Genomic DNA, 25,820 nt, shown 5'->3' on the forward strand with positions numbered 1-25,820 from the left:
CATTTCCCGGTAGGAGCCGGCTTGCCGGCGAAGCGGCTCAGACCCGGAAACGCCCCACCAGGCTTTGCAGGTGAATCCCCAGCCGCGCCAGCTCGGCGCTGGACGCGGCGGTTTCCTCGCTGGCCGATGACGTCTGTTCAGATACATCCCGCACATTCAACACGCTGCGGTTGATCTCTTCCGCCACCGCGCTCTGCTGCTCTGCTGCCGCGGCGATCTGCTGGTTCATCGCCTGGATCGCCGACACGGTACGGGTGATGTTTTCCAGGGAACCACCAGCCCGGCGTGTCAGCTCGACACTGCTGTCGGTCAGGCTGCGGCTGGTATCCAGGGTGCTGGCCACCTGCTGGGTGCCGCTTTGCAGGCCAACGATGAGTTCAGCGATTTCTTCGGTGGATTGCTGGGTACGTTGCGCCAGGCTGCGTACTTCATCCGCCACCACGGCAAAACCCCGCCCGGCTTCACCGGCCCGGGCGGCCTCGATGGCGGCGTTCAGGGCCAGCAGGTTGGTCTGCTGGGCCACCGACTTGATCACATCCAGGACGCTGCCGATCTTGTCGCTTTCCTGCTTGAGATGGCCCATGGCCTCGGTGGAATGGCCCACCTCGCTGGCCAGGCGCTCGATCTGGGCGATGGCTTCGTTCACCACCCGGTCACCCTCGCGGGCCTGCTGGTCGGCCGCCACAGCGGCCTCGGAGGCCTCCTCGGCGTTGCGCGCCACTTCCTGCACGGTGGCGGCCATTTCGTTCATGGCCGTGGCCACCTGGTCGGTCTCGACTTTCTGGCTGTTGACCCCGGCGCTGGTCTGCTCGGTCACCGCGGACAGTTGCTCGGCGGCGCTGGCGATCTGGGTCACCCCGTCGCTGATGCCGCCGATCAGTTCCCGCAGGCTCACCGTCATGCGCTGCATGGCTTTCTGCAGTTGGCCCAGTTCGTCGCGGCGCTCCACGGCGAGGTTCTGGCTCAGGTCCCCGGAAGCCACGCGCTCGGCGGCCTTGAGGGTCTGCTGCAGCGGCTGGGTGATCTGCCGGGTGATGGCCCAGGCGGCGATCAGGCCGAACAGCATGGCCAGCAAGGTGGCGATCAGCAGGGTGCTCTTGGCCTGCGCGGCGTCGCTGTCACGCTTGGTGGTCTGGGCCACGGTCAGCTGCTTGCTCAGGTCCATCAGCCGGTCGCCCTGGGCGGCCATGCGCTTGAGCGCAGCCGCGCTGGCTTCTTCGGCGTCGCTGTAGGCGCTGACGGCCATCCGGTAGGCCTTCAGCGAGTCGCTGGCCTGTTGCAGGTTGGCAACGTGCTGCTCGGGCAGGCGCGAAGGCAGGCTGGTGAGGTTGTTCAGGGCGTTGTCGATGGCGTCCAGCGCCGGCTGCTTGGCCTCGGGCTTGGCGCTGTAGGTGTAGCCGCGTACCTGGAAGCGTGCCTGCTGGATCAGCTTGGACAGGTCGATCACGCTATTGAACTGCGCCACGCTGTCGCCTTGCAGCAGTGAGTTCTCAACCTCCGCGACCCGGGCCACGGCATTGTCCGCGGTGGCGCCAAGCTGGGACCTCGCGGCCTCGCGGTTGGCGGTGGCGCGAGTCATGTCGGCAAAGGCCTTCTGGTATTCGGCCACGGCGTCCAGTTGCTGGTCGACCATGGTGATGCTTTCCGGTTGCTGCAGTTGCGCGCGAGCGTCCTGCAGGCCGTCGTTGAGTTGCTTGAGGAAGTCGTTGACCGCGGCCGGGCCGTGTTCACCGCGGCTCATCTCGTAGTTGAGGCGGGCGATGCGCAGGTCCTTGGTCAGGGCGTAGATAACGGAAATATTGCCCAGTTTGTCGCCCCGGTCGATCACCCGGCCCAGGCCGGTCCAGCCGGTGGCGGTGATCAGCAGGGTCAGGAGCAGTACCAGGCCGAAGCCGATACCCAGCTTGAGGCTGACGCTTACGTTTCCCAGGTTTCTGGCTAGCCAACGGTACATTCTGCGAACTCCCTTTTAGCAATGTGCGCTTAACCATAGGCTATCGGCGGGAGTGGGGGATTCTGTAGCTTGACTGGCTAGTTGCCATTACGACCGTGAGGTCCGGCTGGCCACTTGGCCAGCACGCACATGGGGGCTCAGAACAGGCGCGAAAGCAGTGCGGTGACCGCGGTTTCGACCCGCAGGATGCGTTCTCCCAGTTGCACCGGTTGCAGGCCGGCCTTGCCCAGAAGATCGATCTCGTAGGGAATCCAGCCGCCTTCCGGGCCAATGGCCAGGGTGACGGCCTGGTCCAGCCCGCGAGGGCAGGGCGGATATGGGCCAGGGTGGCCCACCAGCCCCAGGGTGCCAGCGCTGAGGGCCGGCAGGCGGTCTTCGACGAAGGGCTTGAAGCGTTTTTCGATCAGGACGTCGGGCAGCACGGTGTCACGGGCCTGTTCCAGGCCGAGCACCAGGTGTTCGCGAATCGTTTCGGGTTCCAGGAACGGGGTCTGCCAGAAGCTCTTTTCTACCCGGTAGCTGTTCACCAGCACCAGCCGCGGCACGCCCATGGTCGCTATGGTCTGGAACACCCGGCGAAGCATTTTCGGGCGCGGCAGGGCCAGCACCAGGGTCAACGGCAGCTTGGCCGGTGGCGGCTGATCGAGGGTCACTTGCAGTTCGGCTTCAGCAGGCTCCAGGCGCAGTACCTGGGCACTGCCCATCAAGCCGCCAATGCGCCCGACCCGCAGGCTGTCGCCGACCGCCACCCGATGCACGTCCTGCATGTGGGTCAGGCGTCGGTCGCGCAGCACTACCCGGTCGGCCGCAATGAAATCGGCCTCTTCCAGAAGCAGCAGGTTCACGCTTGGGTCGCTGGCGGCTGGTCGTTGTGGTCGTCGGCCGGTTCATCGTCCGGGTGCTCGCCACGTTTGCTGATCAGCCCGCCGAACAGTACGCCGATCTCGAACAGCAGCCACATGGGCACGGCCAGCAGGGTCTGGGAGAAAATGTCCGGCGGGGTGAGGATCATGCCCACCACGAAGCAGCCGATGATCACGTAAGGGCGGATCTTGCGCAGGTACGCCACGTTGACCACGCCTATCCACACCAGCAGGACCACGGCCACCGGGATCTCGAAGGCCACGCCGAAGGCGAAGAACAGGGTCATGACGAAATCGAGGTAGCTGGTGATATCGGTCATCATCTCCACGCCGGCCGGGGTGGCGGCGGCGAAGAACTTGAAGATCAGCGGGAACACCAGGAAGTAGGCGAACGCCATGCCGATGTAGAACAGCAGGATGCTCGACACCAGCAAGGGCACGGCAATGCGCTTTTCATGCTTGTACAGGCCGGGGGCGATAAAGCCCCAGATCTGGTGCAGGATCACCGGGATTGCCAGGAACAGCGAGACCATCATGGTCAGCTTCAGCGGCGTCAGGAACGGCGAGGCGACGTCGGTGGCGATCATCGTCGCGCCGACCGGCAGGTACTGGCGCAGCGGTGTGGAGACGATGGTGTAGATCTGCTGGGTGAAGGCGAACAGCCCGGCGAAGATGATGAAGATCGCCGCTACGCAGCGCAGCAGGCGGGTGCGCAGCTCGGTGAGGTGCGACACCAGCGGCATGTGTTGGTCGTTCTCTGGGATATCGCTCATGGTGCTCGCGGCGGCAAGGTGGAGTCGTGGGGGGGCGTGGTGGCGGGTGTTGCCACTGGGGCTGCGGGCTCTGCGGTCGGTGCCGGTGCTGGTGTCGATGGCAGAGGCGCGGGCACTTCGCTGGCTGGCGGCGCTTCGGCGACCGTAGCGGCGCCTGGCGCGTGAATCGTCTGCTCGGCCACAGGCTCTACCGGAGTCGGTTGCTGCTGGGTCGGGGCGAGGATTTTCCGCGCTTCCTGCTCCAGGGACAGAATGTGCTCGTTGTGCAGTTGCCGGCGGATCTCGTCGGCACCGATTTCACGTTCAACTTCCTGTTTTATCGCGTTGAAGCTGCGCTTGAGGCGCCCGACCCACAGGCCGGCGGTGCGCGCAGCGCCGGGCAGGCGCTCGGGGCCGAGCACCAGCAGGGCCACCAGGCCCACCAGCAGCAGTTCAGAGAAGCTGATACCAAACATTAGTCAGTGCTCACGAGTCTTTGCGGGTCGGCTCTTCGACTTTCTGCGCCTGCACATCGATGGTGTGCGGCTGGTTCAACGGCGCGCTCTGCTGCGGCTGAACCGGTGGCACAGGCTGCGCCGCTGGCGGGACCACGGGTTCGGCAGGCTTTTCGTCGTCATTCATGGCCTTGCGAAAGCCCTTGATCGATTCGCCGACGTCGGTGCCCAGGTTCTTGAGCTTCTTGGTGCCGAATACCAGTACCACGACCACCAGGATGACGATCCAGTGTTTCCAGTCAAAAATGCCCATGCTGCGTTTCCTCTTAGAAAGTTGTTCAGGCGGACGGACGCGAGGCTTTCTCGGCGTGTCCGGACAAACCGAAGCGGCGGTCCAGCTCATCGAGCACGGCCTGGGGATGCTGCCCCAGCTGCGCCAGCATGACCAGGGTGTGGAACCACAGGTCCGCGGTTTCGTAGATCACATCGCTGCAGTCGCCGCTGATGGCAGCGTCCTTGGCGGCGATGATGGTTTCCACCGATTCTTCGCCGACTTTTTCCAGAATCTTGTTCAGGCCCTTGTGGTACAGGCTGGCGACGTAGGAGCTGTCGGCTGCGGCGTCTTTACGCTCTTCCAGCACCTGGGCCAGACGGGTGAGGGTATCGCTCATGTCAGTGTCCTGCAGAATAGATCGCGTGCGGGTCCTTGAGGACCGGTTCGACGGTTTTCCACTCGCCATCTTCATAGACGCGGTAGAAACAGCTGTGGCGGCCGGTATGGCAGGCGATGTCGCCGATCTGCTCAACCATCAGGATGATCACATCGGCGTCGCAGTCCAGGCGCATTTCATGAAGCTTTTGCACGTGCCCGGATTCTTCGCCCTTGCGCCACAGCTTGCCACGGGAACGTGACCAGTAGATGGCGCGATTCTCGGCAGCGGTCAGGCTCAGGGCCTCGCGGTTCATCCAGGCCATCATCAGTACGCGCCCGGTCTTGTGATCCTGGGCGATGGCCGGCACCAGGCCGTCCGCATCCCATTTGATCTGGTCCAGCCAATCTTTCATTTTCGACTCCGACAACCGGGCTCTACCCGCTGGTGACGCCTCGGCGATTTCGACAGTTTGCCAGCAGGTCGCGCCACTGGCTATCGGCGAACGATCAGATACAAACCGACCGCAATCATGATGCCAGCAGGCCAGTGCCCCAGCTCATGCAATGGACCGCCGGCGGCCAGGACCGCGCCACCGCCCAGGTGGGCAGTGCCCAGCAGGCGCAGGAACCAGTCGTCCTTGCGCTTGTGCCAGGGCGCCGGCGGATCGGCGGCATGGGGCTGCGACATGCGCTCCAGCAGGTCGCGGGTCATGTTGGCCAGGTGCGGCAACTGTTCGATCTGGCTGTGGATGTTGCCGAGCACGGCCTTGGGGCTGACCCGTTCGCGCATCCAGCGTTCGAGGAAGGGTTGTGCGGTGTTCCACAGGTCCAGGTCCGGGTACAGCTGGCGGCCCAGGCCCTCGATGTTGAGCAGGGTCTTCTGCAGCAGCACCAGTTGCGGCTGCACTTCCATGTTGAAGCGCCGGGCGGTCTGGAACAGGCGCATCAGCACCTGGCCGAAGGAAATATCCTTCAGCGGTTTTTCGAAGATCGGCTCGCACACGGTGCGGATCGCCGCCTCGAATTCGTTGAGCTTGGTTTCCGCCGGGACCCAGCCGGAATCAATGTGCAACTGGGCCACGCGGCGGTAGTCGCGCTTGAAGAAGGCAAACAGGTTGCGGGCCAGGTAGTCCTGGTCTTCCGGGGTCAGGCTGCCGACGATGCCGCAGTCGATGGCGATGTACTGCGGGCTCCAGGGCTGCACGGTGCTGACGAAGATGTTGCCCGGGTGCATGTCGGCGTGGAAGAAGCTGTCGCGGAACACCTGGGTGAAGAAGATCTCCACGCCACGCTCGGCGAGCATCTTCATGTCGGTACGCTGGTCGGCCAGGGTGGCCAGGTCGGTGACCTGAATGCCGTAGATGCGCTCCATCACCAGCACTTTGGGCCGGCACCAGTCCCAGTAGACCTGGGGTACATAGAGCAGCGGCGAGCCTTCGAAGTTGCGCTTGAGCTGGCTGGCGTTGGCCGCCTCGCGCAGCAGGTCGAGCTCGTCGTAGATGGTTTTTTCGTAGTCGCTGACCACGTCCACCGGGTGCAGCAGGCGCGCGTCGGCGGAGAGCTTTTCCGCGGCCCGGGCGAGGATGAACAGCCACGCCAGGTCCTGGGCGATGATCGGCTTGAGCCCGGGGCGGATCACCTTGACCACCACTTCTTCGCCGGTCTTGAGCTTGGCGGCGTGCACCTGGGCCACCGACGCCGACGCCAGGGGCTCGATGTCGAAGCGGCTGAACACGTCGCTGATCTTCTTGCCCAACTGCGCTTCGATCAGGGCCACGGACTTTTGCGAGTCGAACGGCGGCACCCGGTCCTGCAGCAGCATCAGCTCGTCGGCGATGTCTTCCGGCAGCAGGTCGCGGCGGGTCGAGAGGATCTGCCCGAACTTGATGAAGATCGGCCCCAGGTCCTGCAACGCCAGGCGCAGGCGTGCACCGCGGCTCAGGTCCAGCGGCTTGCGCGGGAACCAGCGCCAGGGCAGGGCGAAGCGCAGGGCCAGGAGGAACCAGGGCAGGGGCAGGTCGAACAGCAGGTCATCGAGGCGGTAGCGGATCACGACGCGCTGGATGCGCAACAGACGGCGGACGGCAAGCAGCTTCATGCGTTATCGCTTGGGTCAAGGGATCGGGAAAGGCGCTCCAAGCGCGCCTCGAGACGTTCCAGGTCGAGTTTGGCCTGATCCAGCTCGCGAAAGCGCGCTTCGGCTTCGCGCTGACCCACCAGGGTCCGCGATTCTTCGGCGAGGAATTCGGCGAGGTTCTGGTTGAGGCTGGCAAATCCTTGCTGATACCAGCGGGCGCGGCTGCGCACATGGCCACTGAACAGCTGGGTGGCCACGGGGCCCAGCCAGCGCGAGAGCTCGTATTCCCAGTCCAGCTCCAGGTCCTGAAGGGTTGCTGCCAGGTCCAGCAGCACGCCGCTATCGCCTTCCAGTTCCACTTCGGGGCCGTGCAGGACCGCGGTCTTGTCCTTGCTCAGGGCCAGGCGCAGCAGGCTCGAGGCCGGTGCGCGCAGGTTGCAGTCTGGGTCCGCGGCCCACTGGCTGGCGAGCATCAGGCCTTCATCGCTGGGCAGGATGAACAGCTGCAGCGCCGGGTTGCGGCATTCCACGGCGATCACCTTGCCATTGAGGTGCTGCAGGCGCGGCAGCGCCGTGCTGTCCAGACGCAGCACCCGATTGATGCCGGTCTCGACGCTGGCGAGCAGGCCGCTGAGCAACATCAGGGCTTGATGCCGCGGTGCAGGGCGACGATGCCTGCGGTCATGTTGTGATAGGTCACGCGGTCGAAACCGGCCTCGACCATCATCGACTTCAGGGTTTCCTGGTTGGGGTGCATGCGGATCGATTCGGCCAGGTAGCGGTAGCTTTCCGAGTCGTTGGTGATCAGCTTGCCGGCCAGGGGCATGAAGGCGAACGAGTAGGCGTCGTAGACCTTGGACATCAGCGCGTTGGTGGGCTTGGAGAACTCCAGCACCAGCAGGCGACCGCCGGGCTTGAGCACCCGCAGCATGGAGCGCAGGGCGTCTTCCTTGTGGGTCACGTTGCGCAGGCCGAAGGCAATGGTCACGCAGTCGAAATGGTTGTCCGGGAACGGCAGTTTTTCCGCATCGGCCTGGACGAACTCGACGTTGCCGGCCACACCCAGGTCCAGCAGGCGGTCACGACCGACCTTGAGCATGGATTCGTTGATGTCGGCCAGTACCACTTGGCCGGTCGGGCCCACCAGGTGGGAGAAACGCCTGGTCAAGTCACCCGTGCCGCCGGCGATGTCCAGTACGCGATTGCCGGCGCGCACGCCGGACAGCTCGATCGTGAAGCGTTTCCACAGGCGGTGCATGCCACCGGACAGCACGTCGTTCATCAAGTCGTACTTGGCCGCTACCGAGTGGAACACCTCAGCGACTTTTTCCGCTTTCTGGCTTTCAGGAACATTCTTGAAGCCGAAGTGAGTGGTGGGTTCGGCATCGCTGCCTTTGCGCTGATCAGTCATATCGCTGTCACCAAAAGAGAATGCGGGACATTCTAATGCCGGTGGCGGTCTTTGTCTTGGCAAGGCTGAATGTAAGATAGCGATCCGCCGGGACGTTTTGACGCACGCAGGGTCAAGATGCTTCAGGCAAGTCCCGAAACAGCAGGAGACCTTCAATGGCCCGTATTAGTGTTGAACGTGCCCATGGCCTGGGCAAGCAGGCAGCCCGTGAAAAGGCCGACAAACTGGCGCAGAAACTCGCCGATCAATATGGCCTGGAGCCGCAGTGGGCAGGCGATACCCTGAACCTCAAGCGCTCGGGCGTCAAAGGCGCGGTGCATGTGGGTGAAGAGTCGATCCGCATCGACGTGGAACTGGGGATGTTGATGTCGGCCATGAGCGGCACCATCAAGTCGGAAATCGAAAAGGCTCTGGACAAGGCTCTGGTCTGAACCGGCTCCTACATGAATTCATGACAGTCGTTAGGGTGCCGATTCTAATTTTTCTCTCTAGGTTGTGCCTCAGGTCCTCTTTCCGAGGGCAGTTCCTCAAACCTTCTGCGCGTGAGGTGCACCATGGCCAAAGTAATTCTGAAGAAAAAAGTTGATGCCCAATCGACTGCTCTGAGTGAAGTCAAATCCTATGCCCGCAAGATCTGGCTGGCAGGCCTGGGGGCCTACGCCAAAGTCGGTCAGGAAGGCAGCGAGTACTTCCAGGAGTTGATCAAGGCTGGTCAATCCGTTGAAAAGAAAGGCAAAAAAGTTGTCACTGAACAACTTGAAGCAGCCAACAGTCAGATAGATGGCGTTAAAGGGGATGTCAGCACTCTTAAAGGCAAAGTCGAAGTGCAACTGGACAAGGTCGAGAAGGCTTTTGACACGCGCGTCGCCAGTGCCTTGAATCGTATCGGCATTCCGTCTAAACATGACGTTGAGACACTCTCTGCTAAGCTCGATGAGCTGACGGCGTTGCTCGAACGTGTCGCGCGTAAACATTAAGGAGAACGGGATGGCTGGTAAAAAGAATACTGAAAAAGAAGGCAGCTCGTGGATCGGGAAAGTCGAAGAGTACTCCCGTAAAATTTGGCTTGCTGGTTTAGGCGTGTACTCGAAAATCGACTCTGACGGCAGCAAGCTTTTCGAGACATTGGTCAAAGATGGTGAGAAAGCCGAGAAACTGACTAAGAGCGTAGTCGGCAAGAAAGTTGATGCGGCCAAAGATTCCGCAACTTCGGCCAAGTCGCGTATCAGCGACGTCAAGGATCGCGCCCTGGGTAAGTGGGATGAACTGGAAGGCGCTTTCGACAAGCGCTTGAACAGCGCCATCTCGCGTCTGGGCGTGCCTAGCCGCAACGAAGTCAAGGCCCTGCACGACAAGGTCGATACCCTGACCAAGCAGATTGAAAAACTCACAGGTGCCAAGGTTGCGCCGGTTGCAGCCAAAACTGCGGCTGCCAAACCTGCTGCAAAACCCGCAGCCAAGCCTCTGGCCAAGCCTGCCGCTAAGCCTGTCGCCAAGGCCGCCGCTAAACCCGCAGCCAAGCCGGCCGCGAAAACCGCAGCCGCCAAACCAGCGGCCAAACCGGCTGCCAAGCCTGTAGCGGCCAAGCCAGCAGCCAAGCCCGCGGCGAAAACCGCAGCGGCCAAGCCAGCGGCCAAACCGGCCGCCAAGCCTGCAGTGGCGAAAAAGCCTGTGGCCAAGAAGCCTGTGGCTGCCAAGCCAGCGGCCAAGCCAGCGGCCAAACCAGCAGCCAAGCCCGCTGTTGCGGCCAAGCCTGCAGCCCCGGCCCCGGCCAGCTCGGCGAACTCCGCCGCAGCCCCGAGCCCGGCTGCAACCCCGACTGCCGCGCCAGCTCCAGCGACGCCAAGCAGCCAGTCCTGATCCCATCAGGAACAAAAAAACGCCCGGCCTGGGAAGGCCGGGCGTTTTTTATTGAGGCGTTCTAGCCCTGCTCATCCAGGTAGCGCAGCGCCATCTGTTCGGTGGCCATCTTTGCCGGCGGCAGCAGGTGTGGCGCCACCAGCATCATGATCTGGTAGACCACCAGCCGGACTTCGCCTTCGCGATCGAGAATCCGCTGGTAATCCAGAGAGAACAGCAGGGTCATGGTGATCTGTTCCACCAGCTGCCCCAGGGCCTGGGTGCCGCTGACCAGTTGCCCCTGAGCCTTGAGCCGGGCCAGCAACGAGGCCAAGGTGCGTTTCAAGGCATTGAGCAGGTTGCGAATGCCCTTGGCCAGTTTTGGCAGGCGCCCGGCCAGGTTGGACAGGTCCTGAAACAGAAAGCGGTAGTGGGCCAGGCGCTCGACGATCAGATGCAGGAACAGCCAGTAGTCTTCCGCCGCCAGCTGGACGTCGGACGGTGGGTCCAGCAACGGCGTCAGTTCGTTCTGAAAGCGCTCGAACAGGCCGAGCACCAGCGGCTCCTTGCCATGGAAGTGGTAGTAGAGGTTGCCGGGGCTGATCCCCATTTCATTGGCCACCTCCATGGTGGAGACATTGGGCTCGCCCTTTTGATTGAACAGTTGCAGGGCACATTCGAGTATCCGGTCGCGGGTCTTCATCCTGACTTCTTGTCGGTCCATTGAAGGGGCACGGCTCCGGCGTGGAACCGTGGTGCAAAGTGTCTTCAGCGCACGCGCACGTAGGTGCCGGGCGCAGCCTCCATCGGCGGATAGTTCTGGTTGCCCAGGGTGGTGAGGGTTTCCCGCTGCGCCCCCGAGCGCTCCTGGACCCAGGTCAGCCACTGGCTCCACCAGCTGCCGTCCACATGCTCGGCGTCGTAGTACCAGGCCCGCGGGTCGCTGCTGAGCTTGCGGTTCTCCACGTAGTTGGCCTTGGGATTGCTCGGCGGGTTGAGGATGCTCTGCACGTGGCCGCTGTTGGACAGCACGAAGCGCCGTTCGCCGCCCAGCAGCAGGGTCGAACGGTAGACCGCGTCCCAGGGCGTGATGTGGTCGTTGATCCCGGCCACGCTGAAGCTGTCCACCGTGACCTTCTGCAAATCGATCGGCGTGCCGCAGACTTCCAGCCCGCCGACATGGCTCAGGGGGTTGTGCTTGAAGAAGTCCAGCAGATCGCCGTGCAGGGCGGCCGGCAACCGGGTGCTGTCGTTGTTCCAGTAGAGAATGTCGAAGACCGGCGGCTCCTTGCCCAGCAGGTAGTTGTTGACCCAGTAGTTCCAGATCAGGTCGTTGGGGCGCATCCAGGCGAACACCTTGGCCATGTCGCGACCGTCCAGTACCCCTTGCTGATAGGAGCGACGCTTGGCCGCTTCGAGGGTCTTCTCGTCGGCGAACAGCGTTGCCGGGCTGTCCATCTGGCTGTCCAGCAGGCTCACCATGTAGGTCGCGCTGGATACCCGGCGCAGCTGGCGCTTGGCCTGCAGATGGCCTTGCAGGGCGGCGATGGTCAGCCCTCCGGCACAGGCTCCCACCAGGTTGACTTCGCGACTGCCGGTAATCGCCCGGGTGACGTTCAGCGCTTCTTCGGCCGCCTCGACGTAGGTCGACAGGCCCCACTCGCGGTGCCGCACATCCGGGTTGCGCCAGCTGACCATGAACACCTGCAGGCCGTTTTTCAGCGCGTACTGGACGAAGCTGTTGGTCGGGCTCAGGTCGAAAATGTAGTACTTGTTGATTTGTGGCGGCACGATCAGCAGCGGCTTGGCGTACTGTTTTTCGCTCATGGGGCTGTACTGGATCAGCTCCAGCAATTCATTGCGAAACACCACTGAGCCCGGGGTGACCGCCAGGTTCTTGCCCACCTCGAAGGCGTGCTTGGTCACCTGGCTGGGCAACCCGTTGTTGTGCAGCAGGTCATCCAGCAGGTTGCCGATGCCCCGCACCACGCTGTTGCCCCCGGTGTTGAAGATCTCCTTGAGGGCCAGGGGGTTGAGCAGGGTATTGGAAGGCGCAACGGCATCATTGAGCAGGGAAAAGGCAAAGTGTGCCCGGGCCCGGTCGTCTTCGCTCATGCCGCTGTCGTCGATCCAGTGGCGCACCTGCTTCTGCCAGCTCAGGTAGGCCTGCAGGCCGCGCCGGTAGAAGGGGTTGAGGCTCCAGGCCGGGTCGGCGAAGCGGTTGTCCTTGGGGTTGGTCTTGTGCAGGGTTTCCCCCAGCAGCACACGCCCCAGCTGGCCGCCCAGGGCCAGGGTATGCCGGGCACTGTGCAACGGATTGCGCAGGCTGTGGGCCGCCAGGCTGCGCAAGGTGGAGAACAGATCCCGGCCGCGCAGGCCGGTGATCGCGCTCTGCGCATTGATATACGCGGCGGGTGACGGCAATGAGCCCGTCGCAGGTTTGTCTTGCATGAGTCAACACTCCTTCGTCAAACCACTAACAAGCAGACCAATCCAAGACAGACAACATAGTCGGTCCTGGCCCTTCTTGCGCGCGACGATCCTGTCGACAGGTATCTTTTACTTGGTAGGGCGCACAGGTTCGGGATGCGGGTGCATCACCGCCCTTTGGCGTTCTTCCTGGAGGAACTTCATGATGATCGGGGCGACGGCCTCGGCCCGGGTGATCAGGAACAGGTGGCCATCATCGATGATGTGCAACTGGGCATTGGGTATGCGCCAGGCCAGCATGCGCATGTTGATCAGGGGAATCAGCGGGTCGTCATCGCCGGCCAGCACCAGGGTCGGCTGATGGATCTTGTGCAGCCAGTGAATGCTGGTCCAGCCCAGGCCCGCGAACAGCTGCCAGTAATAGCCGAGCTTGCCGGCCGAGCGCACCTTGGCTGCGTGTTCCGCTGCCAGGCTCGGGTCGCGGCGGAAGGAGCCGCCATAGATCAGCGGCGCAATGCGCATCACATGGGAGGGCTGCACGTAGCGCCGTGGGCTGGCCATCATCCACAGCACCTTGGGTTTGCCCGGGACCATGAACGCCCCGGCCGCGGTGGCGGCCAGCACCAGCTTCTTGCAGCGCTCGGGGTAGTCGTAGGCGAACTGCTGGGCCAGCGCGCCGCCCCAGGACACACCCACTGCATTGACCTGGCCGTAGTCCAGGTAGTCGAGCATCCGCGCGGTCAGCTTGGCCAGCCCGGGAAAGCGGTAGGGCCGGCTCGGCGTGGAGGAGCCGCCGACACCGGGGACATCGAAGGCGATCACCTCGAGGTCCGGATCCAGGGCCTGGACAAAGGGAAACACCAGCTCCAGGTTGGCGCCGATGCCGTTGAAGATCAGCAGCGGCGTCAAGTGCGGCTTGCCTGGGCGTACCGCGGTGCGGATGGTCTGGCCATCCAGGTCGACGGTGCGGAATATGAATGAGTGTGGCATGCCGTAGCCCTGTGAATTAAACCGTCGCAGCCGCCATCCCGGGCGTCCTGCGGATTTCCTGAGGCCGAGCCTCTTGTCAAGAATAGGGCTTGGCGGAGCCTCCTGGCGCCGCCGTGTCGATGGCCGGGGCTCAGCGCTCGTGGACGTAGGTCCCGGGCGCCGCCTCGGCGGCTGCGAACTTCTTGTTACCCAGGCTGGTGGGCGCCGGCTTCAGGTCACCTGAGCGTTCCGCCTGCCAGGCCTGCCAATGCAGCCACCAGGAATCAGTGTGCTTGATCGAGTTTTCCTGCCACTGGTCGGGGCAGGCCGGAATGTCGGTGCTGGTCATGTAGCGCGCCTTGGGGTTGCCAGGCGGGTTGAGGATGCTCTGGATATGGCCGCTGCTGGAGAGCACGAACTCGACGTTGCCGCCAAACAGCTGCGCCGACTTGTAGCAGGACTTCCACGGGGTGATGTGGTCGTTGGTGCCGGCCAGGGAGAAGATATCGGCGGTCACCTGCTTGAGGTCGATCGGCGTGCCGCACACTTCCAGTGCATTGGCGCGCACCAGCGGGTTGTTCTTGAACATTTCGATCAGGTCGCCGTGGAAGGCGGCAGGCAGGCGGGTGGTGTCGTTGTTCCAGAACAGGATGTCGAACACCGGCGGCTCGTTGCCCAGCAGGTAGTTGTTGACCCAGTAGTTCCAGATCAGGTCGTTGGGGCGCATCCAGGCGAACACCTTGGCCATGTCGCGCCCTTCCAGGACTCCGGCCTGATAGGAGTGGCGCTTGGCCGCTTCCAGGGTCTGCTCGTCGACGAACAGCGCTACCTGGGTGTCCAGGGTGGTGTCCAGTACGCTGACCAGCAGGGTCAGGGCGTTGACCTTCTTCTGCCCCAGCGCCGCGTAGTGGCCCAGCAGCGCGGTGCAGGTGATGCCGCCGGAGCAGGCACCGAGCATGTTCACGTCCTTGCTGCCGGTGATCGCGGTCACTACGTCGACCGCTTCTTTCAGGGCTTCGATGTAGGTGGACAGGCCCCATTCGCGCTGGGCCTTGGTGGGGTTGCGCCAGCTGACGATAAAGGTCTGCACGTTGTTGCGCAGGCAGAAGCGCGCCAGGCTCTTGTCCGGGCTGAGGTCGAAGACATAGAACTTGTTGATCTGCGGTGGCACCACCAGCAGCGGGCGCTCATGCACCTGCTCGGTGATCGGCCGGTACTGGATCAGCTCCAGCACGTCATTGCGAAACACCACCGCGCCTTCACTGGTGCCCAGGTTCTTGCCCACTTCGAAGGCGTCCATGTTGACCTGGCTGGGCATGCCGCCGTTGTGCACCAGGTCCTTGGCCAGATGGGACAGACCGTCCAGCAGGCTCTTGCCGCCGGTTTCGAAGAAGCGCTTTACCGCTGCGGGGTTGGCCGCGCTGTTGGTCGGGGCCATGGCTTCGGTCATCAGGTTGATCACGAAGTGGCCGCGGCTGATGTCCTGCTCGGACAGGCTGCTGTCGTCGATCCAGTCGTGGAGTTCCTTGCGCCACGCCAGGTAGGTTTGCAGGTAGCGTTTGTACAACGGGTTCTGGCTCCACGCGGGGTCGTTGAAGCGACGGTCGTCGCTCTCCGGCTGCAGGGTGGATTTGCCGAACATCACGTTCTTAAGTTCGATGCCGAAATGGGCGACGTGCTTGACGCTGTGGATGGGTTGTTTGATGGCCTGGGCAAGCACCATTCGAGCGGAAGTAAGCAGGTCCTTTCTACGCAAGCCAATGACCGGATTGAGCCCCAGGGTGTTTTCCGAGGCTTGGCGTTTCAGGTCATCGTTATTCTTGTTACTCATCTACGACGCTCCATTGTCCTGAGACGAGTACCGGACCTGCTGTGCAGTCACACAGCACGATGCCAGGTACTACTGCTCGGGTGACCGTTGATTGCGCACCGCTGCTTTTTTGTTCCTAAAGCTCTGCAGGGAACTTGCCAGCTCCATTGGTTACCCGAGTTTAATTTTTTCCGCAAGCAGGCCATTCATTGGCCATACAGCCAAGCATTCAAACAGATGAAATTAGAAAATGCCCTCTAAACCATCGGAGCCTTGAGCTAGAGCATCAGCTTGACGATGGACTCGTTCGGATCGCGGGATTTTCCGGCAGCCTTGAGCTCCGCCAGATAGTCGTTCCACAGCTCGTCCTGGCGCAGCGCCAGTTGGTAGAGGTAGTCCCAGGTGAACAATCCGCTGTCATGACCGTCGTCGAAGGTCAATTTCAGTGCGTACTGGCCCGCCGGTTCAACCTTGGTCAGGCCGACGCCGAGCTTGCCGAATTGCAGGATGGGTTTGCCGTGGCCCTGGACCTCGGCGGAGGGGGAATGCACCCGCAGGAGTTCTGCAGGCAGGTGATAGACCTCGTCCGGCCCATAAGTCAGGGTCAGGGTTTTCGAGGCTTTGTGCAGGTTGATACCGGTGGGAAGTTTGCTCATGACCTGTAGTCCTTCCGGCAGGAGCCGGCTTGCCGGCGATCGGGGGAGGCCCTATCGCTGGCAAGCCAGTCCCTGCATGGGTGGCGAAGGTTTACAGGATATAACGGGAAAGGTCTTCGTTCTGCGCCAATTCGCCCAGGTGGCTGTTGACGTAGGCGGCGTCGATGCGGATCGGCTCTTCGCTGTGGGCGCTGGCCAGGTCACCGGCACTGAACGACACCTCTTCCAGCAGGCGCTCGAGCAGGGTGTGCAGGCGACGGGCACCGATGTTCTCGGTCTTCTCGTTGACCTGCCAGGCGATTTCCGCCAGGCGCTTGATGCCTTCGGGCAGGAACTCGATGTTCAGGCCTTCGGTCTTCAGCAGCTCGCGATATTGCTCGGTCAGCGAAGCGTGCGGCTCGCTGAGGATGCGCTCGAAGTCTTCCGGCGACAGCGCCTTGAGTTCCACGCGGATCGGCAGACGGCCTTGCAGCTCCGGTACCAGGTCGCTGGGCTTGCTCAGGTGGAAGGCACCGGAGGCAATGAACAGGATGTGGTCGGTCTTGACCATGCCCAGCTTGGTGTTGACGGTGCAGCCTTCGATCAGCGGCAGCAGGTCACGCTGCACGCCCTCGCGGGAGACGTCCACACCGCCGGCGTTGCCGCGCTTGGCCACCTTGTCGATCTCGTCGATGAACACGATGCCGTGCTGCTCGACGGCTTCCAGGGCCTTGGCCTTGAGTTCTTCGTCGTTGACCAGGCGGCTGGCTTCTTCGTCGCGTACCAGTTTCAGCGCTTCCTTGACCTTGAGCTTGCGGTTCTTGCGCTTGCCCTTGCCCATGTTGGCGAACAGGCTCTGCAGCTGGTTGGTCATTTCTTCCATGCCCGGTGGCGCGGAAATGTCGACGCCTGCAGCTTCCGCCACTTCGATCTCGATTTCCTTGTCATCCAGCTGGCCTTCGCGCAGGCGCTTGCGGAACAGCTGGCGGGTGTTGGAGTCCTGGGCCGGAGCCGCGTCGTCGCTGTTGAAACCGGTGCGTGCCTGGGGCAGCAGGGCATCGAGGATGCGTTCTTCGGCGGCGTCTTCGGCGCGATGGCGAACCCGGATCATTTCCTGTTCGCGGAACATCTTGATCGCCGCGTCGGCCAGGTCGCGGATGATGGATTCAACGTCGCGGCCCACATAGCCGACTTCTGTGAACTTGGTGGCCTCGACCTTGATGAAGGGCGCATTGGCCAGCTTGGCCAGGCGGCGGGCGATCTCGGTCTTGCCGACGCCGGTCGGGCCGATCATCAGGATGTTCTTGGGGGTCACTTCAACGCGCAGCTCGGCCGGCAGTTGCATGCGGCGCCAGCGGTTGCGCAGGGCGATAGCGACGGCGCGCTTGGCATCGTCCTGGCCGATGATATGGCGGTTGAGTTCGTGGACGATTTCGCGGGGTGTCATGGACATAGTAGTTGGCGGTCCTCAAGCAAGAATGAATGCCGTGGCGCAAGCGCCGCAACAGGCTTATTCCGCGAGATCCTGCTCCTCGATGGTTTGAGTGTGGTTGGTGAATACACAGATGTCGCCGGCGATGCCGAGTGCGGTCTCGACGATTTCACGGGCCGACAGGTCGGTCTTTTTCAGCAGGGCGCTGGCAGCGGCCTGGGCATAGGCGCCACCGGAACCCATGGCGATCAGCCCGTCCTCGGGTTCAACCACGTCGCCATTGCCGGTGATGATCAAGGACGCATCCTTGTTGGCCACGGCCAGCATGGCTTCCAGGCGGCTCAGGGAGCGATCGGTGCGCCATTCCTTGGCCAGCTCTACGGCGGCACGGACCAGATGGCCCTGGTGTTTCTCCAGTTGGCCTTCAAAGCGCTCGAACAGGGTGAAGGCGTCGGCGGTGGCCCCGGCAAAGCCGGCGATGACCTGGCCGTGATAGAGGCGGCGGACTTTTTTCGCGTTGCCTTTCATCACGGTGTTGCCGAGAGAAACCTGGCCGTCGCCGCCCATGACGACTTTGCCGTGGCGGCGGACTGAAACGATGGTGGTCAAGGGGGGAGTCTCCACACAGCGGGGCGAAAGTGCCCTGATGGAAACTCATATGGGGGTGGTCGGGCGTTTTTCAACCGGAGGCTGCAGCGAGGGACCGGCGGTCATTGTTGCATGCTGCAAGCGCTTCGCGGGCAGGCCCGCTCCTACGGGGGGCCATGTAGGAGTGGGCTTGCCCGCGATCAATCGCGTAGCGGTCGGCTTAGCGGCTCTGGCGCTGTTGTAACAGCAGGTTGCTGAAGCCGGCGCCGGCCAGTTGCTTCTGCGCCACGGTCAGCTGTTCGCGGTTGCTGAACGGGCCTACCAATACCCGGTACCAGGTTTCATCCTTCACCGTGCCGGATTCCACCGAGACCGACTGGCCCAGCAGGATGATCTGCGCCCGGACCTTGTCGGCATCGGCTTCCTTGCGGAACGAACCGGCCTGGAGGAAGAACTTGGTCACCGGCGCCGCCTTGGCCACGGGTGGCGCTGGTGGCGGGGTGATCCCGGCCAGGGCTGCCTGGGCACGGGCGGTGTCGATCTTGGCCGCTTCCGCCGGGGTTACCGGGGTGGTGGGCACAGGTGGCACCTGTGGCGTCGGCAGGGTTTTTTCCGGCACCGCTTCCGGCGGCACGATGACCTCCGATTCCGGCAACAGGGTGTAGAAGTCGTATTTCGGCTTCACCGGTTGCTGGGGGCTCGGCGGGGTCTTGTTGGCCTCGGCGATCTTGGTGGCTTTCTGCTGTTCGATCTTCTCGCGCTTGACGCTGTCGCCGCCCTTGCCGGGCTCGAGCTTCATCAGGAACACGATGAAGGCACCGATGGTCAGGCCGATGGCCAGCCACAACCAGCCCGGAATCGGCTTCTTGGCCGGGGCCTGGTAACGGCTGGCGCCACGCTTGGGTGCAGGTTTTTTCTTGGCAGCCAACTTACATTTGCTCCAGGACTTTGAGGCCCAGCAGTTCCAGACCTTGCTTGAGGGTGCGCCGGGTCAGCTCGGTGAGGCGCAGGCGGCTGTGCATCTGGGTCGGCGTCTCGGCTGCCAGGATCGGGCAGTTTTCATAGAAGCTGGAGAACAGCCCGGCCACGTCGTACAGGTAGGTGCAGAGGATGTGTGGCGTGCCCTTCTCGGCGACGTTGTTGAGAATCTCGCCGAACTGCGCCAGCTTGGCCGCCAGCTCCAGTTCCTGGGCCGCGTGCAGTTCGATCTGCCCGCCGACTTCGCTGAAGTCCTTGCCCAGCTTGCGGAACACACCGGCGGCGCGGGTGTAGGCGTACAGCAGGTACGGCGCGGTGTTGCCTTCGAAGTTGAGCATCAGGTCGAAGTTGAAGCTGTAGTCGCTGGTGCGGTGCTTGGACAGGTCGGCGTACTTCACCGAGTCGATGCCCACCACCTTGGCGATGCTGCGCAGGTCGGCTTCCGGCAGTTGCGGGTTCTTTTCCTTCACCAGGGCGTAGGCACGCTCTTCGGCTTCGGTCAGCAGGTCGATGAGCTTCACGGTGCCGCCGTCGCGGGTCTTGAACGGACGGCCGTCGGCGCCATTCATGGTGCCGAAGCCCATGTGCTCCATTTCCATCGGATGGGTCACGAAACCGGCCTTGCGGGCCACGGCGAACACTTGCTGGAAGTGCAGGGCCTGGCGCTGGTCGACGAAGTACAGGGCGCGATCGGCCTTGAGCTTGCCGCTGCGGTAGCGCACGGCCGCCAGGTCGGTGGTGGCGTACAGGTAGCCGCCGTCAGCCTTGACGATGATCACCGGCAGCGGCTCGCCTTCGGCGTTCTTGAACTCGTCGAGGAACACGCACTGGGCGCCGTTGCTCTCCACCAGCAGGCCCTGGGCCTTGAGGTCGTTGACCACGTTGATCAGGTCGTCGTTGTAGGCGCTCTCGCCCATCACGTCGGCCATGGTCAGCTTGACGTTGAGCAGCTCGTAGATCTTCTGGCAGTGGGACAGGGAGATGTCCTTGAACTTGGTCCACAGCTCCAGGCAGTCCGGGTCGCCGGCCTGCAGCTTGACCACCAGGCCGCGGGCGCGGTCGGCGAAGGCTTCGGACTCGTCGAAGCGCTGCTTGGCGGCGCGGTAGAAGTTCTCCAGGTCCGACAGCTCGTCACTGGTGATGGGGTTTTCTTCCAGGTAGGCCATCAGCATGCCGAACTGGGTGCCCCAGTCGCCCACGTGGTTCTGGCGGATCACGGTGTCGCCGAGGAACTCCAGGACCCGGGCCACGCCGTCGCCAATGATGGTGGAGCGCAGGTGGCCAACGTGCATTTCCTTGGCCAGGTTGGGCGCCGACATGTCGATCACGGTGCGCTGCGCCGGGCCGGCCTTGCGTACGCCCAGGTGGGCGTCGCCAAGAGCGGCGTCCAGGCGCGCGGCCAGGGCCTGGGTGTTCTGGAAGAAGTTGATGAAGCCGGGGCCGGCGATTTCCGCCTTGCTCAGGTCTTCATGGGCCGGCAGGGCGGCGATGATTTTCTCCGCCAGGTCGCGCGGCTTCATGCCGGCCGGCTTGGCCAGCATCATGGCGATGTTGCTGGCGAAGTCGCCGTGGGTCTTGTCGCGGGTGTTTTCGACCTGGATCGCCGGCGTCAGGCCTTCTGGCAACACACCTTCGGTGACGAGTTGGGTGATGGCTTGCTGGATGAGCTGGCGAATGGTGTCTTTCATGGTCTTCTCTTTCGACCGCTGGTGCGGCGGCGCTTCGGTGCGCAGGTGGAAAAACTGGGCATTATCCGTTGCTGGAACGGGCTTGCCAACTATAGAGGACTGCTTGGGGATCGATGGCGGCATTCGATTGCCTTCGCCGGCAAGCCGGCTCTTGCAGGTTTGATGCTGCCCATTGTAGGAGCGGGCTTGCCCGCGAAAGCACGACCTCGATCAATACAGATCCACGGGATCCACATCCAGCGACCAGCGGACCTGCCGCCCGCTGGGCATCTGTTCCAGCACCAGCAGCCAACTGCTGAGCAAACGATGCAAGGGCGCTCTGGCATTGGCCTGCAGCAGCAATTGCGCGCGATAACGTCCGGCGCGCCGCTCCATCGGAGCCGGCACCGGGCCCAATAGTTCGATGCCCCCCAGGTTCTGTTCCGCCAGCAGGCGCTCGGCCTCGCTGCAGGCTTCATCGAGGAACCCCTCGGCCTGGCCCGGTTTGTGGGCTTCGGCCCGCAGCAGCGCCAGGTGGGCGAAAGGTGGCAGGCCGGCGGCGCGGCGCTCGCTCAGGGCCTGTTCGGCGAAGGCGAAGTAGCCCTGCTCGGTCAACTGCACCAGCAACGGGTGGTCGGCGAGGTGGGTCTGGATGATCACCTTGCCCGGCTCTTCGGCCCGGCCGGCCCGCCCGGCGACCTGGACAATCAGTTGCGCCATGCGCTCGCTGGCGCGGAAGTCGCCGGAGAACAGGCCGCCATCGGCATCGAGGATCGACACCAGGGTCACCCGGGGAAAGTGATGACCCTTGGCCAGCATCTGGGTGCCCACGAGGATGCACGGCTGGCCTTTCTGGATAGTGGCGAACAGCTGGTTCATCGCATCCTTGCGCGAGGTGCTGTCGCGGTCCACCCGCAGCACCGGGTAGTCGGGAAACAAGATGCCCAGGCGCTCTTCCGCCCGCTCGGTGCCGGCGCCCACGGGGCGCAGGTCGACCTTGCCGCATTGCGGGCAATGGCGCGGAACCCGCTCCACATGGCCGCAGTGGTGGCAGCGCAGCTCACCGGAACGCTGGTGCACGGTCATGCGTGCGTCGCAGCGCTGGCACTCGGACATCCAGCCGCAGTCGTGGCAGAGCAGGGTCGGGGCGAAGCCGCGGCGGTTAAGGAACACCAGGACCTGCTGGCCGGCGGCCAGGGTCTGGCCGATGGCTTGCTGCATGGGGCCGGAAATGCCGCTGTCCAGCGGGCGGCTCTTCACGTCCAGGCGCAGGAAACGCGGCTGCTTGGCGCCGCCGGCCCGCTCGTTCAGGCGCAGCAGGCCGTAGCGGCCGGTGTAGGCGTTGTGCAGGCTTTCCAGGGACGGCGTGGCCGAGCCCAGGACGATGGGAATGTTTTCCTGGCGCGCACGCACCAGAGCCAGGTCGCGGGCGTGGTAACGCAGGCCTTCCTGCTGTTTATAGGACCCGTCGTGCTCTTCGTCGATGATGATCAGCCCGGGGTTCTTCATCGGCGTGAACAGGGCCGAGCGGGTGCCGATGATGATGTCGGCCTCGCCGTCCCGGGCAGCCAGCCAGGCGTCCAGGCGTTCGCGGTCATTGACCGCCGAGTGCAGCAGGGCGATGCGGGCGTTGAAGCGTTGCTCGAAGCGCGCCAGGGTCTGCGGGCCGAGGTTGATCTCCGGAATCAGCACCAGGGCCTGCTTGCCGGCTTCCAGGGTTTCGCGGATCAGTTGCAGGTAGACCTCGGTCTTGCCGCTGCCGGTGACCCCGGCCAGGAGAAACGCGTGATAGCTGTCGAACCCGGCGCGGATGGCTTCATAGGCGGCGCGCTGCTCGCTGTTGAGCGGCAGTTCGGGCTGGGCCAGCCAGTGTTCGTGGCGTACCCCGGGCGCGTGCTTGCGCACCTCCACCTGCACCAGGTCCTTGGCCAGCAGCAGGTCGAGGCTGTCCTTGCTCAGCATCAACTTGCTCAGCAGGGTATGGGGCACGCCGTGTGGGTGCTGGGCCAGGGTTGCCAGGGCTTCGCGCTGGCGTGGGGCGCGAGCGATGCGCGGGTCGTCGAGCCGGGCCCCGGGGGCGATCGACCAGAAGCGTTCCTGGCGGGCCTCGGCCAGCTCGCCCTGGCGCAACAGCACTGGCAATGCCCAGCTCAGGGTGTCTCCCAGGCTGTGCTGGTAGTACTGGGCGGTCCACAGGCACAGCTTGAACAGGGCCGGCGGTAGCGGAGGCGTGGGATCCAGCAGGGCCAGGGCCGGCTTGAGTTTTTCCGCCGGGACCTCGCTGTGATCCGCCACCTCCACCAGGATGCCGATCATTTCCCGGCGGCCGAATGGCACCCGCAGGCGCATGCCGGGGTGCAACTGGGCACGCAGCACCCCGGCCGGAGCACGGTAGTCGAACAGGCGGCGCAGGGGCGAGGGCAGGGCGAGGCGCAGGATGGCGTCGGGCACGCGGGACAATCTCGTTGAGCAGAGGGTAAATAGGCCCCGGAGCCTAACAGAGCAGCGGTGGAGTGTCCTGTATAAGCGTGCGTGGCCCCTGTACCTGCGGGGTCTGCCCGGGCATGGAGCCGGTTTTTCAGTTCAGGGGGTGGCAAAGCCTGGGCTGTCAAGGTCGCACCGGCTTTTTCTGATGGGCTGCACTCAGGATCGCTTGCGCGTTTGACGCGGTCTGGTAGAATTCGCGCCCTAATTCGTGCGGTATTCAACAATAGTGTTGGGTGGCGGCACGCTAGCCTGAGGAATACACCATGAAAGCCGATATCCATCCAGTATACGAAGCCATTACCGCTACCTGCAGCTGCGGTAACGTCATCGAAACTCGCTCCACCCTGGCCAAGCCTCTGAGCCTGGACGTGTGCAACGAGTGCCACCCGTTCTACACCGGCAAGCAAAAGACTCTGGACGTTGGCGGTCGTGTCGACAAGTTCAAGTCGCGCTTCGGTGCTTTCGGCGCAACGAAGAAGGCCTGAGGCTGATCGTTCTGGAAAGCCGATACCGACTTTCCTCGCTGATGAAAAAGGCGTCCCTAGTGGGCGCCTTTTTTGTGGGCGCGATTTGGCTGACAGCGGCCGAGGCGTTTTGCCCGGCGCCCAAGGGGCTGTTGCCGGCAACGGTGCTCCGGGTGGTGGACGGCGACACCCTGCACCTCAAGGATGGCCGCAGGTTGCGCATGATCGGCCTCAATGCCCCGGAGCTGGCGGGCAAGGGGCGCCCTGCCGAGCCCTTCGCCGAGGCGGCGCGGCAGCGCCTGCGACAACTGGTGGCACAGAGTGGTGGGCGGGTCGGCCTGCTGCCGGGGCGTGAAAGGCAGGATCGCTACGGTCGTGTCCTGGCCCATGTCTATGGCGTCACTGGTATCAACTTCGAAGCCCGGTTGATCGCGGAAGGCTTGGCCTATCGGATTGCCGTGCTGCCAAACGTCGCCCTGGCGAGCTGCCAGAAGGCTGCCGAGAACCATGCGCGCCGAGCCGGGCTGGGGCTTTGGCGACGTTCACCTGTACTCAAGGCGCAGCAGATCCATCGCGCGGGCTTTGCCCTGTTCGAAGGGCGAGTGAGCAGGCTGCAGCGCAATCGCGGTGGTCTTTGGATCACATTGCAGGGGCAGGTTGTATTGCGCATTGCACCCAATGTCCTGCGGCGCTTCGATCGCCGGCTGCTCAGTGGACTTTCGGGGCGCCGGATCGAGGCTCGCGGCTGGGTTGTCGATCGCTCGCGTCAGCCTGGCCGGCAATCTGCACATCCGCGCTGGATGTTGTCCGTGACTGACCCTTCCATGCTCAGACTTATCTGATAAAGAAAAATTGTAGACATTTTTTTAATGGATTGTGAACAGTTGAAAGCCTTGTACCCCGCGGCTCTTGGCCCAAAGTCGTACGCTAGGGGCCTTGACAGGGGTGACTGGGCAGTCTTGTGGGGACTATGCGACACGAGTATCCTCGGCGGTCCGTCTGTCCAACAGCAAAAAGCGGAATGCCCACATGTCTGATTTGAAAACTGCCGCTCTCGAATACCATGCCAATCCTCGTCCAGGAAAGCTGAGTGTCGAGCTCACCAAGGCCACTGCTACCGCTCGTGATCTGGCGTTGGCCTACAGCCCCGGCGTAGCCGAGCCGGTACGCGAAATCGCTCGCGATCCGGAACTGGCCTACAAGTACACCGGCAAAGGCAACCTGGTTGCCGTCATTTCCGATGGCACCGCGATTCTCGGCCTGGGTAACCTCGGCCCACTGGCCTCCAAGCCAGTGATGGAAGGCAAGGGCGTGCTGTTCAAGCGTTTCGCCGGCATCGATGTATTCGACATCGAAGTCGACTCCGAAAGCCCGCAGGCTTTCATCGACACCGTCAAGCGCATTTCCATCACCTTCGGTGGCATCAACCTGGAAGATATCAAGGCACCCGAGTGCTTTGAGATCGAGCGCGCTCTGATCGAGCAGTGCGACATTCCGGTGTTCCACGATGACCAGCACGGCACCGCGATCGTTACCGCCGCCGGCATGATCAACGCCCTGGAAATCGCTGGCAAAACCCTGGCCGACGCCAAGATCGTCTGCCTGGGTGCCGGTGCTGCCGCCATCTCCTGCATGAAGTTGCTGGTGAGCATGGGTGCGCAGATCGAAAACATCTTCATGGTCGACCGTACCGGCGTGATCCACTCCGGCCGCGATGACCTGAACCAGTACAAGGCGGTGTTCGCCCACGCCACCGACAAGCGCACCCTGGCCGACGCCCTGCAAGGCGCCGACGTGTTCGTCGGTCTGTCCGGCCCGAACCTGCTGAGTGCTGAAGGCCTGAAATCCATGGCGCCGAACCCGATCGTGTTCGCCTGCTCCAACCCTGATCCGGAAATCGCCCCGGAACTGGCGCACGCCACCCGCGACGACGTGATCATGGCTACCGGCCGTTCGGACTACCCGAACCAGGTGAACAACGTCCTGGGCTTCCCGTTCATCTTCCGTGGTGCCCTGGACGTACGCGCCAAGCGCATCAACGAAGAAATGAAGATCGCCGCGGCCAACGCCCTGCGTGACCTGGCCAAGCTGCCGGTTCCTCAGGAAGTGTGCGACGCCTACGGTGGCATCAAGCTGGAATTCGGCCGTGAGTACATCATTCCCAAGCCAATGGATGCCCGCCTGATCACCGTGATCTCCGATGCCGTGGCCAAGGCCGCCATCGAGACCGGCGTGGCTACCCTGCCGTATCCGAAGAACTACCCGCTCAAGAGCGTGGATGATGTGTTCAACGGTTAAGCGTTCGTAGCGTCATGCAAAAAGCCCCGGCTCGCGAGAGCCGGGGCTTTTTTGTGGGC

General features: G+C 63.3%; 26 protein-coding genes and 1 pseudogene. 6 read left to right on the top strand and 21 right to left on the bottom strand.

Features of this window, described 5'->3' with window-relative positions; translation table 11 throughout:
• Nucleotides 1-37: 37 nt before the first annotated feature.
• From AC1RL5_RS18960 to ubiE, 11 genes and pseudogenes are all read right to left on the bottom strand, one after another.
• Nucleotides 38-910: a methyl-accepting chemotaxis protein gene (locus tag AC1RL5_RS18960; RefSeq protein ID WP_370059461.1), complete on the bottom strand. Its 873-nt coding sequence runs from the start codon at nucleotides 908-910 to the stop codon at nucleotides 38-40.
• Nucleotides 893-1,954, bottom strand: a pseudogene (locus AC1RL5_RS18965) (methyl-accepting chemotaxis protein); the annotation flags it as partial. The gene AC1RL5_RS18960 and the pseudogene AC1RL5_RS18965, both read right to left, overlap by 18 nt.
• A gap of 137 nt (nucleotides 1,955-2,091) precedes the next feature.
• Complete coding sequence (locus tag AC1RL5_RS18970; RefSeq protein WP_011058794.1) at nucleotides 2,092-2,799, bottom strand: 16S rRNA (uracil(1498)-N(3))-methyltransferase; 708 nt, start codon at nucleotides 2,797-2,799, stop codon at nucleotides 2,092-2,094.
• The gene (gene tatC / locus AC1RL5_RS18975; protein WP_011058795.1) at nucleotides 2,796-3,590 is read right to left on the bottom strand and encodes a twin-arginine translocase subunit TatC; all 795 of its coding nucleotides are present in this window, start codon (nucleotides 3,588-3,590) and stop codon (nucleotides 2,796-2,798) included. The genes AC1RL5_RS18970 and tatC overlap by 4 nt, the downstream gene beginning before the upstream one ends.
• Nucleotides 3,587-4,045: a Sec-independent protein translocase protein TatB gene (gene tatB / locus AC1RL5_RS18980; protein WP_492589518.1), complete on the bottom strand. Its 459-nt coding sequence runs from the start codon at nucleotides 4,043-4,045 to the stop codon at nucleotides 3,587-3,589. The genes tatC and tatB overlap by 4 nt, the downstream gene beginning before the upstream one ends.
• Nucleotides 4,046-4,055: 10 nt before the next feature.
• Nucleotides 4,056-4,337 carry a twin-arginine translocase TatA/TatE family subunit gene (locus tag AC1RL5_RS18985; RefSeq protein WP_011058797.1) on the bottom strand — a complete coding sequence of 94 codons (282 nt, stop codon included), beginning with the start codon at nucleotides 4,335-4,337 and terminating at the stop codon, nucleotides 4,056-4,058.
• Nucleotides 4,338-4,362: 25 nt separating this feature from the next.
• Nucleotides 4,363-4,695: a phosphoribosyl-ATP diphosphatase gene (locus tag AC1RL5_RS18990; RefSeq protein ID WP_011058798.1), complete on the bottom strand. Its 333-nt coding sequence runs from the start codon at nucleotides 4,693-4,695 to the stop codon at nucleotides 4,363-4,365.
• Between the two features lies 1 nt (nucleotide 4,696).
• Complete coding sequence (gene hisI / locus AC1RL5_RS18995) at nucleotides 4,697-5,089, bottom strand: phosphoribosyl-AMP cyclohydrolase (protein WP_011058799.1); 393 nt, start codon at nucleotides 5,087-5,089, stop codon at nucleotides 4,697-4,699.
• Between the two features lie 80 nt (nucleotides 5,090-5,169).
• The gene (ubiB, locus tag AC1RL5_RS19000; protein ID WP_011058800.1) at nucleotides 5,170-6,774 is read right to left on the bottom strand and encodes a ubiquinone biosynthesis regulatory protein kinase UbiB; all 1,605 of its coding nucleotides are present in this window, start codon (nucleotides 6,772-6,774) and stop codon (nucleotides 5,170-5,172) included.
• The gene (locus tag AC1RL5_RS19005; RefSeq protein ID WP_492589519.1) at nucleotides 6,771-7,394 is read right to left on the bottom strand and encodes a ubiquinone biosynthesis accessory factor UbiJ; all 624 of its coding nucleotides are present in this window, start codon (nucleotides 7,392-7,394) and stop codon (nucleotides 6,771-6,773) included. Before AC1RL5_RS19005 ends, ubiB begins: the two co-directional genes overlap by 4 nt.
• Nucleotides 7,394-8,164 carry a bifunctional demethylmenaquinone methyltransferase/2-methoxy-6-polyprenyl-1,4-benzoquinol methylase UbiE gene (ubiE, locus tag AC1RL5_RS19010; protein WP_053148653.1) on the bottom strand — a complete coding sequence of 257 codons (771 nt, stop codon included), beginning with the start codon at nucleotides 8,162-8,164 and terminating at the stop codon, nucleotides 7,394-7,396. The genes AC1RL5_RS19005 and ubiE overlap by 1 nt, the downstream gene beginning before the upstream one ends.
• 155 nt (nucleotides 8,165-8,319) lie before the next feature.
• On the opposite strand from ubiE, the gene AC1RL5_RS19015 reads away from it, so the two are divergent.
• The 3 genes from AC1RL5_RS19015 to AC1RL5_RS19025 all read left to right on the top strand — a co-directional run bounded on the left by AC1RL5_RS19015 (nucleotide 8,320) and on the right by AC1RL5_RS19025 (nucleotide 10,024).
• A complete protein-coding gene (locus AC1RL5_RS19015) occupies nucleotides 8,320-8,595 on the top strand; it encodes a polyhydroxyalkanoic acid system family protein (protein ID WP_011058803.1) in 276 nt (91 codons plus the stop codon).
• Nucleotides 8,596-8,718: 123 nt separating this feature from the next.
• Complete coding sequence (locus AC1RL5_RS19020) at nucleotides 8,719-9,141, top strand: phasin family protein (RefSeq protein WP_011058804.1); 423 nt, start codon at nucleotides 8,719-8,721, stop codon at nucleotides 9,139-9,141.
• 10 nt (nucleotides 9,142-9,151) lie between these two features.
• A complete protein-coding gene (locus tag AC1RL5_RS19025) occupies nucleotides 9,152-10,024 on the top strand; it encodes a phasin family protein (protein WP_093407048.1) in 873 nt (290 codons plus the stop codon).
• 61 nt (nucleotides 10,025-10,085) lie between these two features.
• Here the strand turns inward: AC1RL5_RS19025 and AC1RL5_RS19030 are convergent, their stop codons facing one another.
• From AC1RL5_RS19030 to AC1RL5_RS19075, 10 genes are all read right to left on the bottom strand, one after another.
• Nucleotides 10,086-10,706, bottom strand: coding sequence for a TetR/AcrR family transcriptional regulator (locus AC1RL5_RS19030; RefSeq protein WP_011058806.1), 621 nt, complete (start codon nucleotides 10,704-10,706; stop codon nucleotides 10,086-10,088).
• A 65-nt stretch (nucleotides 10,707-10,771) separates the two neighbouring features.
• Nucleotides 10,772-12,454, bottom strand: a complete 1,683-nt coding sequence (phaC, locus tag AC1RL5_RS19035) for a class II poly(R)-hydroxyalkanoic acid synthase (protein WP_011058807.1) — start codon at nucleotides 12,452-12,454, stop codon at nucleotides 10,772-10,774.
• 108 nt (nucleotides 12,455-12,562) lie between these two features.
• The gene (phaZ, locus tag AC1RL5_RS19040) at nucleotides 12,563-13,423 is read right to left on the bottom strand and encodes a poly(3-hydroxyalkanoate) depolymerase (RefSeq protein WP_011058808.1); all 861 of its coding nucleotides are present in this window, start codon (nucleotides 13,421-13,423) and stop codon (nucleotides 12,563-12,565) included.
• Nucleotides 13,424-13,553: 130 nt separating this feature from the next.
• Nucleotides 13,554-15,233: a class II poly(R)-hydroxyalkanoic acid synthase gene (phaC, locus tag AC1RL5_RS19045; RefSeq protein ID WP_015633859.1), complete on the bottom strand. Its 1,680-nt coding sequence runs from the start codon at nucleotides 15,231-15,233 to the stop codon at nucleotides 13,554-13,556.
• A gap of 257 nt (nucleotides 15,234-15,490) precedes the next feature.
• Nucleotides 15,491-15,868 carry a gamma-butyrobetaine hydroxylase family protein gene (locus AC1RL5_RS19050; RefSeq protein ID WP_011058810.1) on the bottom strand — a complete coding sequence of 126 codons (378 nt, stop codon included), beginning with the start codon at nucleotides 15,866-15,868 and terminating at the stop codon, nucleotides 15,491-15,493.
• Nucleotides 15,869-15,959: 91 nt separating this feature from the next.
• Entirely contained in the window at nucleotides 15,960-17,300 is a 1,341-nt protein-coding gene (hslU, locus tag AC1RL5_RS19055; RefSeq protein ID WP_077933229.1) for an ATP-dependent protease ATPase subunit HslU, read from the bottom strand.
• 57 nt (nucleotides 17,301-17,357) lie between these two features.
• Complete coding sequence (gene hslV / locus AC1RL5_RS19060; RefSeq protein ID WP_003186641.1) at nucleotides 17,358-17,888, bottom strand: ATP-dependent protease subunit HslV; 531 nt, start codon at nucleotides 17,886-17,888, stop codon at nucleotides 17,358-17,360.
• Between the two features lie 199 nt (nucleotides 17,889-18,087).
• Nucleotides 18,088-18,795 carry an SPOR domain-containing protein gene (locus tag AC1RL5_RS19065; protein ID WP_011058812.1) on the bottom strand — a complete coding sequence of 236 codons (708 nt, stop codon included), beginning with the start codon at nucleotides 18,793-18,795 and terminating at the stop codon, nucleotides 18,088-18,090.
• A gap of 1 nt (nucleotide 18,796) precedes the next feature.
• A complete protein-coding gene (gene argS, locus AC1RL5_RS19070; protein WP_072452088.1) occupies nucleotides 18,797-20,533 on the bottom strand; it encodes an arginine--tRNA ligase in 1,737 nt (578 codons plus the stop codon).
• 210 nt (nucleotides 20,534-20,743) lie between these two features.
• Complete coding sequence (locus tag AC1RL5_RS19075) at nucleotides 20,744-22,963, bottom strand: primosomal protein N' (protein ID WP_011058814.1); 2,220 nt, start codon at nucleotides 22,961-22,963, stop codon at nucleotides 20,744-20,746.
• A gap of 299 nt (nucleotides 22,964-23,262) precedes the next feature.
• On the opposite strand from AC1RL5_RS19075, the gene rpmE reads away from it, so the two are divergent.
• From rpmE to AC1RL5_RS19090, 3 genes are all read left to right on the top strand, one after another.
• Entirely contained in the window at nucleotides 23,263-23,484 is a 222-nt protein-coding gene (gene rpmE, locus AC1RL5_RS19080; protein WP_011058815.1) for a 50S ribosomal protein L31, read from the top strand.
• Nucleotides 23,485-23,525: 41 nt separating this feature from the next.
• A complete protein-coding gene (locus AC1RL5_RS19085) occupies nucleotides 23,526-24,305 on the top strand; it encodes a thermonuclease family protein (RefSeq protein WP_072452087.1) in 780 nt (259 codons plus the stop codon).
• Nucleotides 24,306-24,492: 187 nt separating this feature from the next.
• On the top strand, nucleotides 24,493-25,761 hold the full coding sequence (locus AC1RL5_RS19090; RefSeq protein WP_011058817.1) for a malic enzyme-like NAD(P)-binding protein: 1,269 nt from the start codon (nucleotides 24,493-24,495) through the stop codon (nucleotides 25,759-25,761).
• The last annotated feature ends 59 nt before the right edge of the window (nucleotides 25,762-25,820 follow it).

The organism is Pseudomonas sp. GW822-FHT06D10 (genome assembly GCF_058799535.1).

Bases quoted from the DNA above. Each gene is read 5' to 3' on its own strand.
- AC1RL5_RS18960 (WP_370059461.1), bottom strand. From the start codon at position 910: ATGCAGCGCATGACGGTGAGCCTGCGGGAACTGATCGGCGGCATCAGC.
- tatC (WP_011058795.1), bottom strand. From the start codon at position 3,590: ATGAGCGATATCCCAGAGAACGACCAACACATGCCGCTGGTGTCGCAC.
- tatB (WP_492589518.1), bottom strand. From the start codon at position 4,045: ATGTTTGGTATCAGCTTCTCTGAACTGCTGCTGGTGGGCCTGGTGGCC.
- AC1RL5_RS18985 (WP_011058797.1), bottom strand. From the start codon at position 4,337: ATGGGCATTTTTGACTGGAAACACTGGATCGTCATCCTGGTGGTCGTG.
- AC1RL5_RS18990 (WP_011058798.1), bottom strand. From the start codon at position 4,695: ATGAGCGATACCCTCACCCGTCTGGCCCAGGTGCTGGAAGAGCGTAAA.
- hisI (WP_011058799.1), bottom strand. From the start codon at position 5,089: ATGAAAGATTGGCTGGACCAGATCAAATGGGATGCGGACGGCCTGGTG.
- ubiB (WP_011058800.1), bottom strand. From the start codon at position 6,774: ATGAAGCTGCTTGCCGTCCGCCGTCTGTTGCGCATCCAGCGCGTCGTG.
- AC1RL5_RS19005 (WP_492589519.1), bottom strand. From the start codon at position 7,394: ATGTTGCTCAGCGGCCTGCTCGCCAGCGTCGAGACCGGCATCAATCGG.
- ubiE (WP_053148653.1), bottom strand. From the start codon at position 8,164: ATGACTGATCAGCGCAAAGGCAGCGATGCCGAACCCACCACTCACTTC.
- AC1RL5_RS19015 (WP_011058803.1), top strand. From the start codon at position 8,320: ATGGCCCGTATTAGTGTTGAACGTGCCCATGGCCTGGGCAAGCAGGCA.
- AC1RL5_RS19020 (WP_011058804.1), top strand. From the start codon at position 8,719: ATGGCCAAAGTAATTCTGAAGAAAAAAGTTGATGCCCAATCGACTGCT.
- AC1RL5_RS19025 (WP_093407048.1), top strand. From the start codon at position 9,152: ATGGCTGGTAAAAAGAATACTGAAAAAGAAGGCAGCTCGTGGATCGGG.
- AC1RL5_RS19030 (WP_011058806.1), bottom strand. From the start codon at position 10,706: ATGAAGACCCGCGACCGGATACTCGAATGTGCCCTGCAACTGTTCAAT.
- phaC (WP_011058807.1), bottom strand. From the start codon at position 12,454: ATGCAAGACAAACCTGCGACGGGCTCATTGCCGTCACCCGCCGCGTAT.
- phaZ (WP_011058808.1), bottom strand. From the start codon at position 13,423: ATGCCACACTCATTCATATTCCGCACCGTCGACCTGGATGGCCAGACC.
- phaC (WP_015633859.1), bottom strand. From the start codon at position 15,233: ATGAGTAACAAGAATAACGATGACCTGAAACGCCAAGCCTCGGAAAAC.
- AC1RL5_RS19050 (WP_011058810.1), bottom strand. From the start codon at position 15,868: ATGAGCAAACTTCCCACCGGTATCAACCTGCACAAAGCCTCGAAAACC.
- hslU (WP_077933229.1), bottom strand. From the start codon at position 17,300: ATGTCCATGACACCCCGCGAAATCGTCCACGAACTCAACCGCCATATC.
- argS (WP_072452088.1), bottom strand. From the start codon at position 20,533: ATGAAAGACACCATTCGCCAGCTCATCCAGCAAGCCATCACCCAACTC.
- rpmE (WP_011058815.1), top strand. From the start codon at position 23,263: ATGAAAGCCGATATCCATCCAGTATACGAAGCCATTACCGCTACCTGC.
- AC1RL5_RS19085 (WP_072452087.1), top strand. From the start codon at position 23,526: ATGAAAAAGGCGTCCCTAGTGGGCGCCTTTTTTGTGGGCGCGATTTGG.
- AC1RL5_RS19090 (WP_011058817.1), top strand. From the start codon at position 24,493: ATGTCTGATTTGAAAACTGCCGCTCTCGAATACCATGCCAATCCTCGT.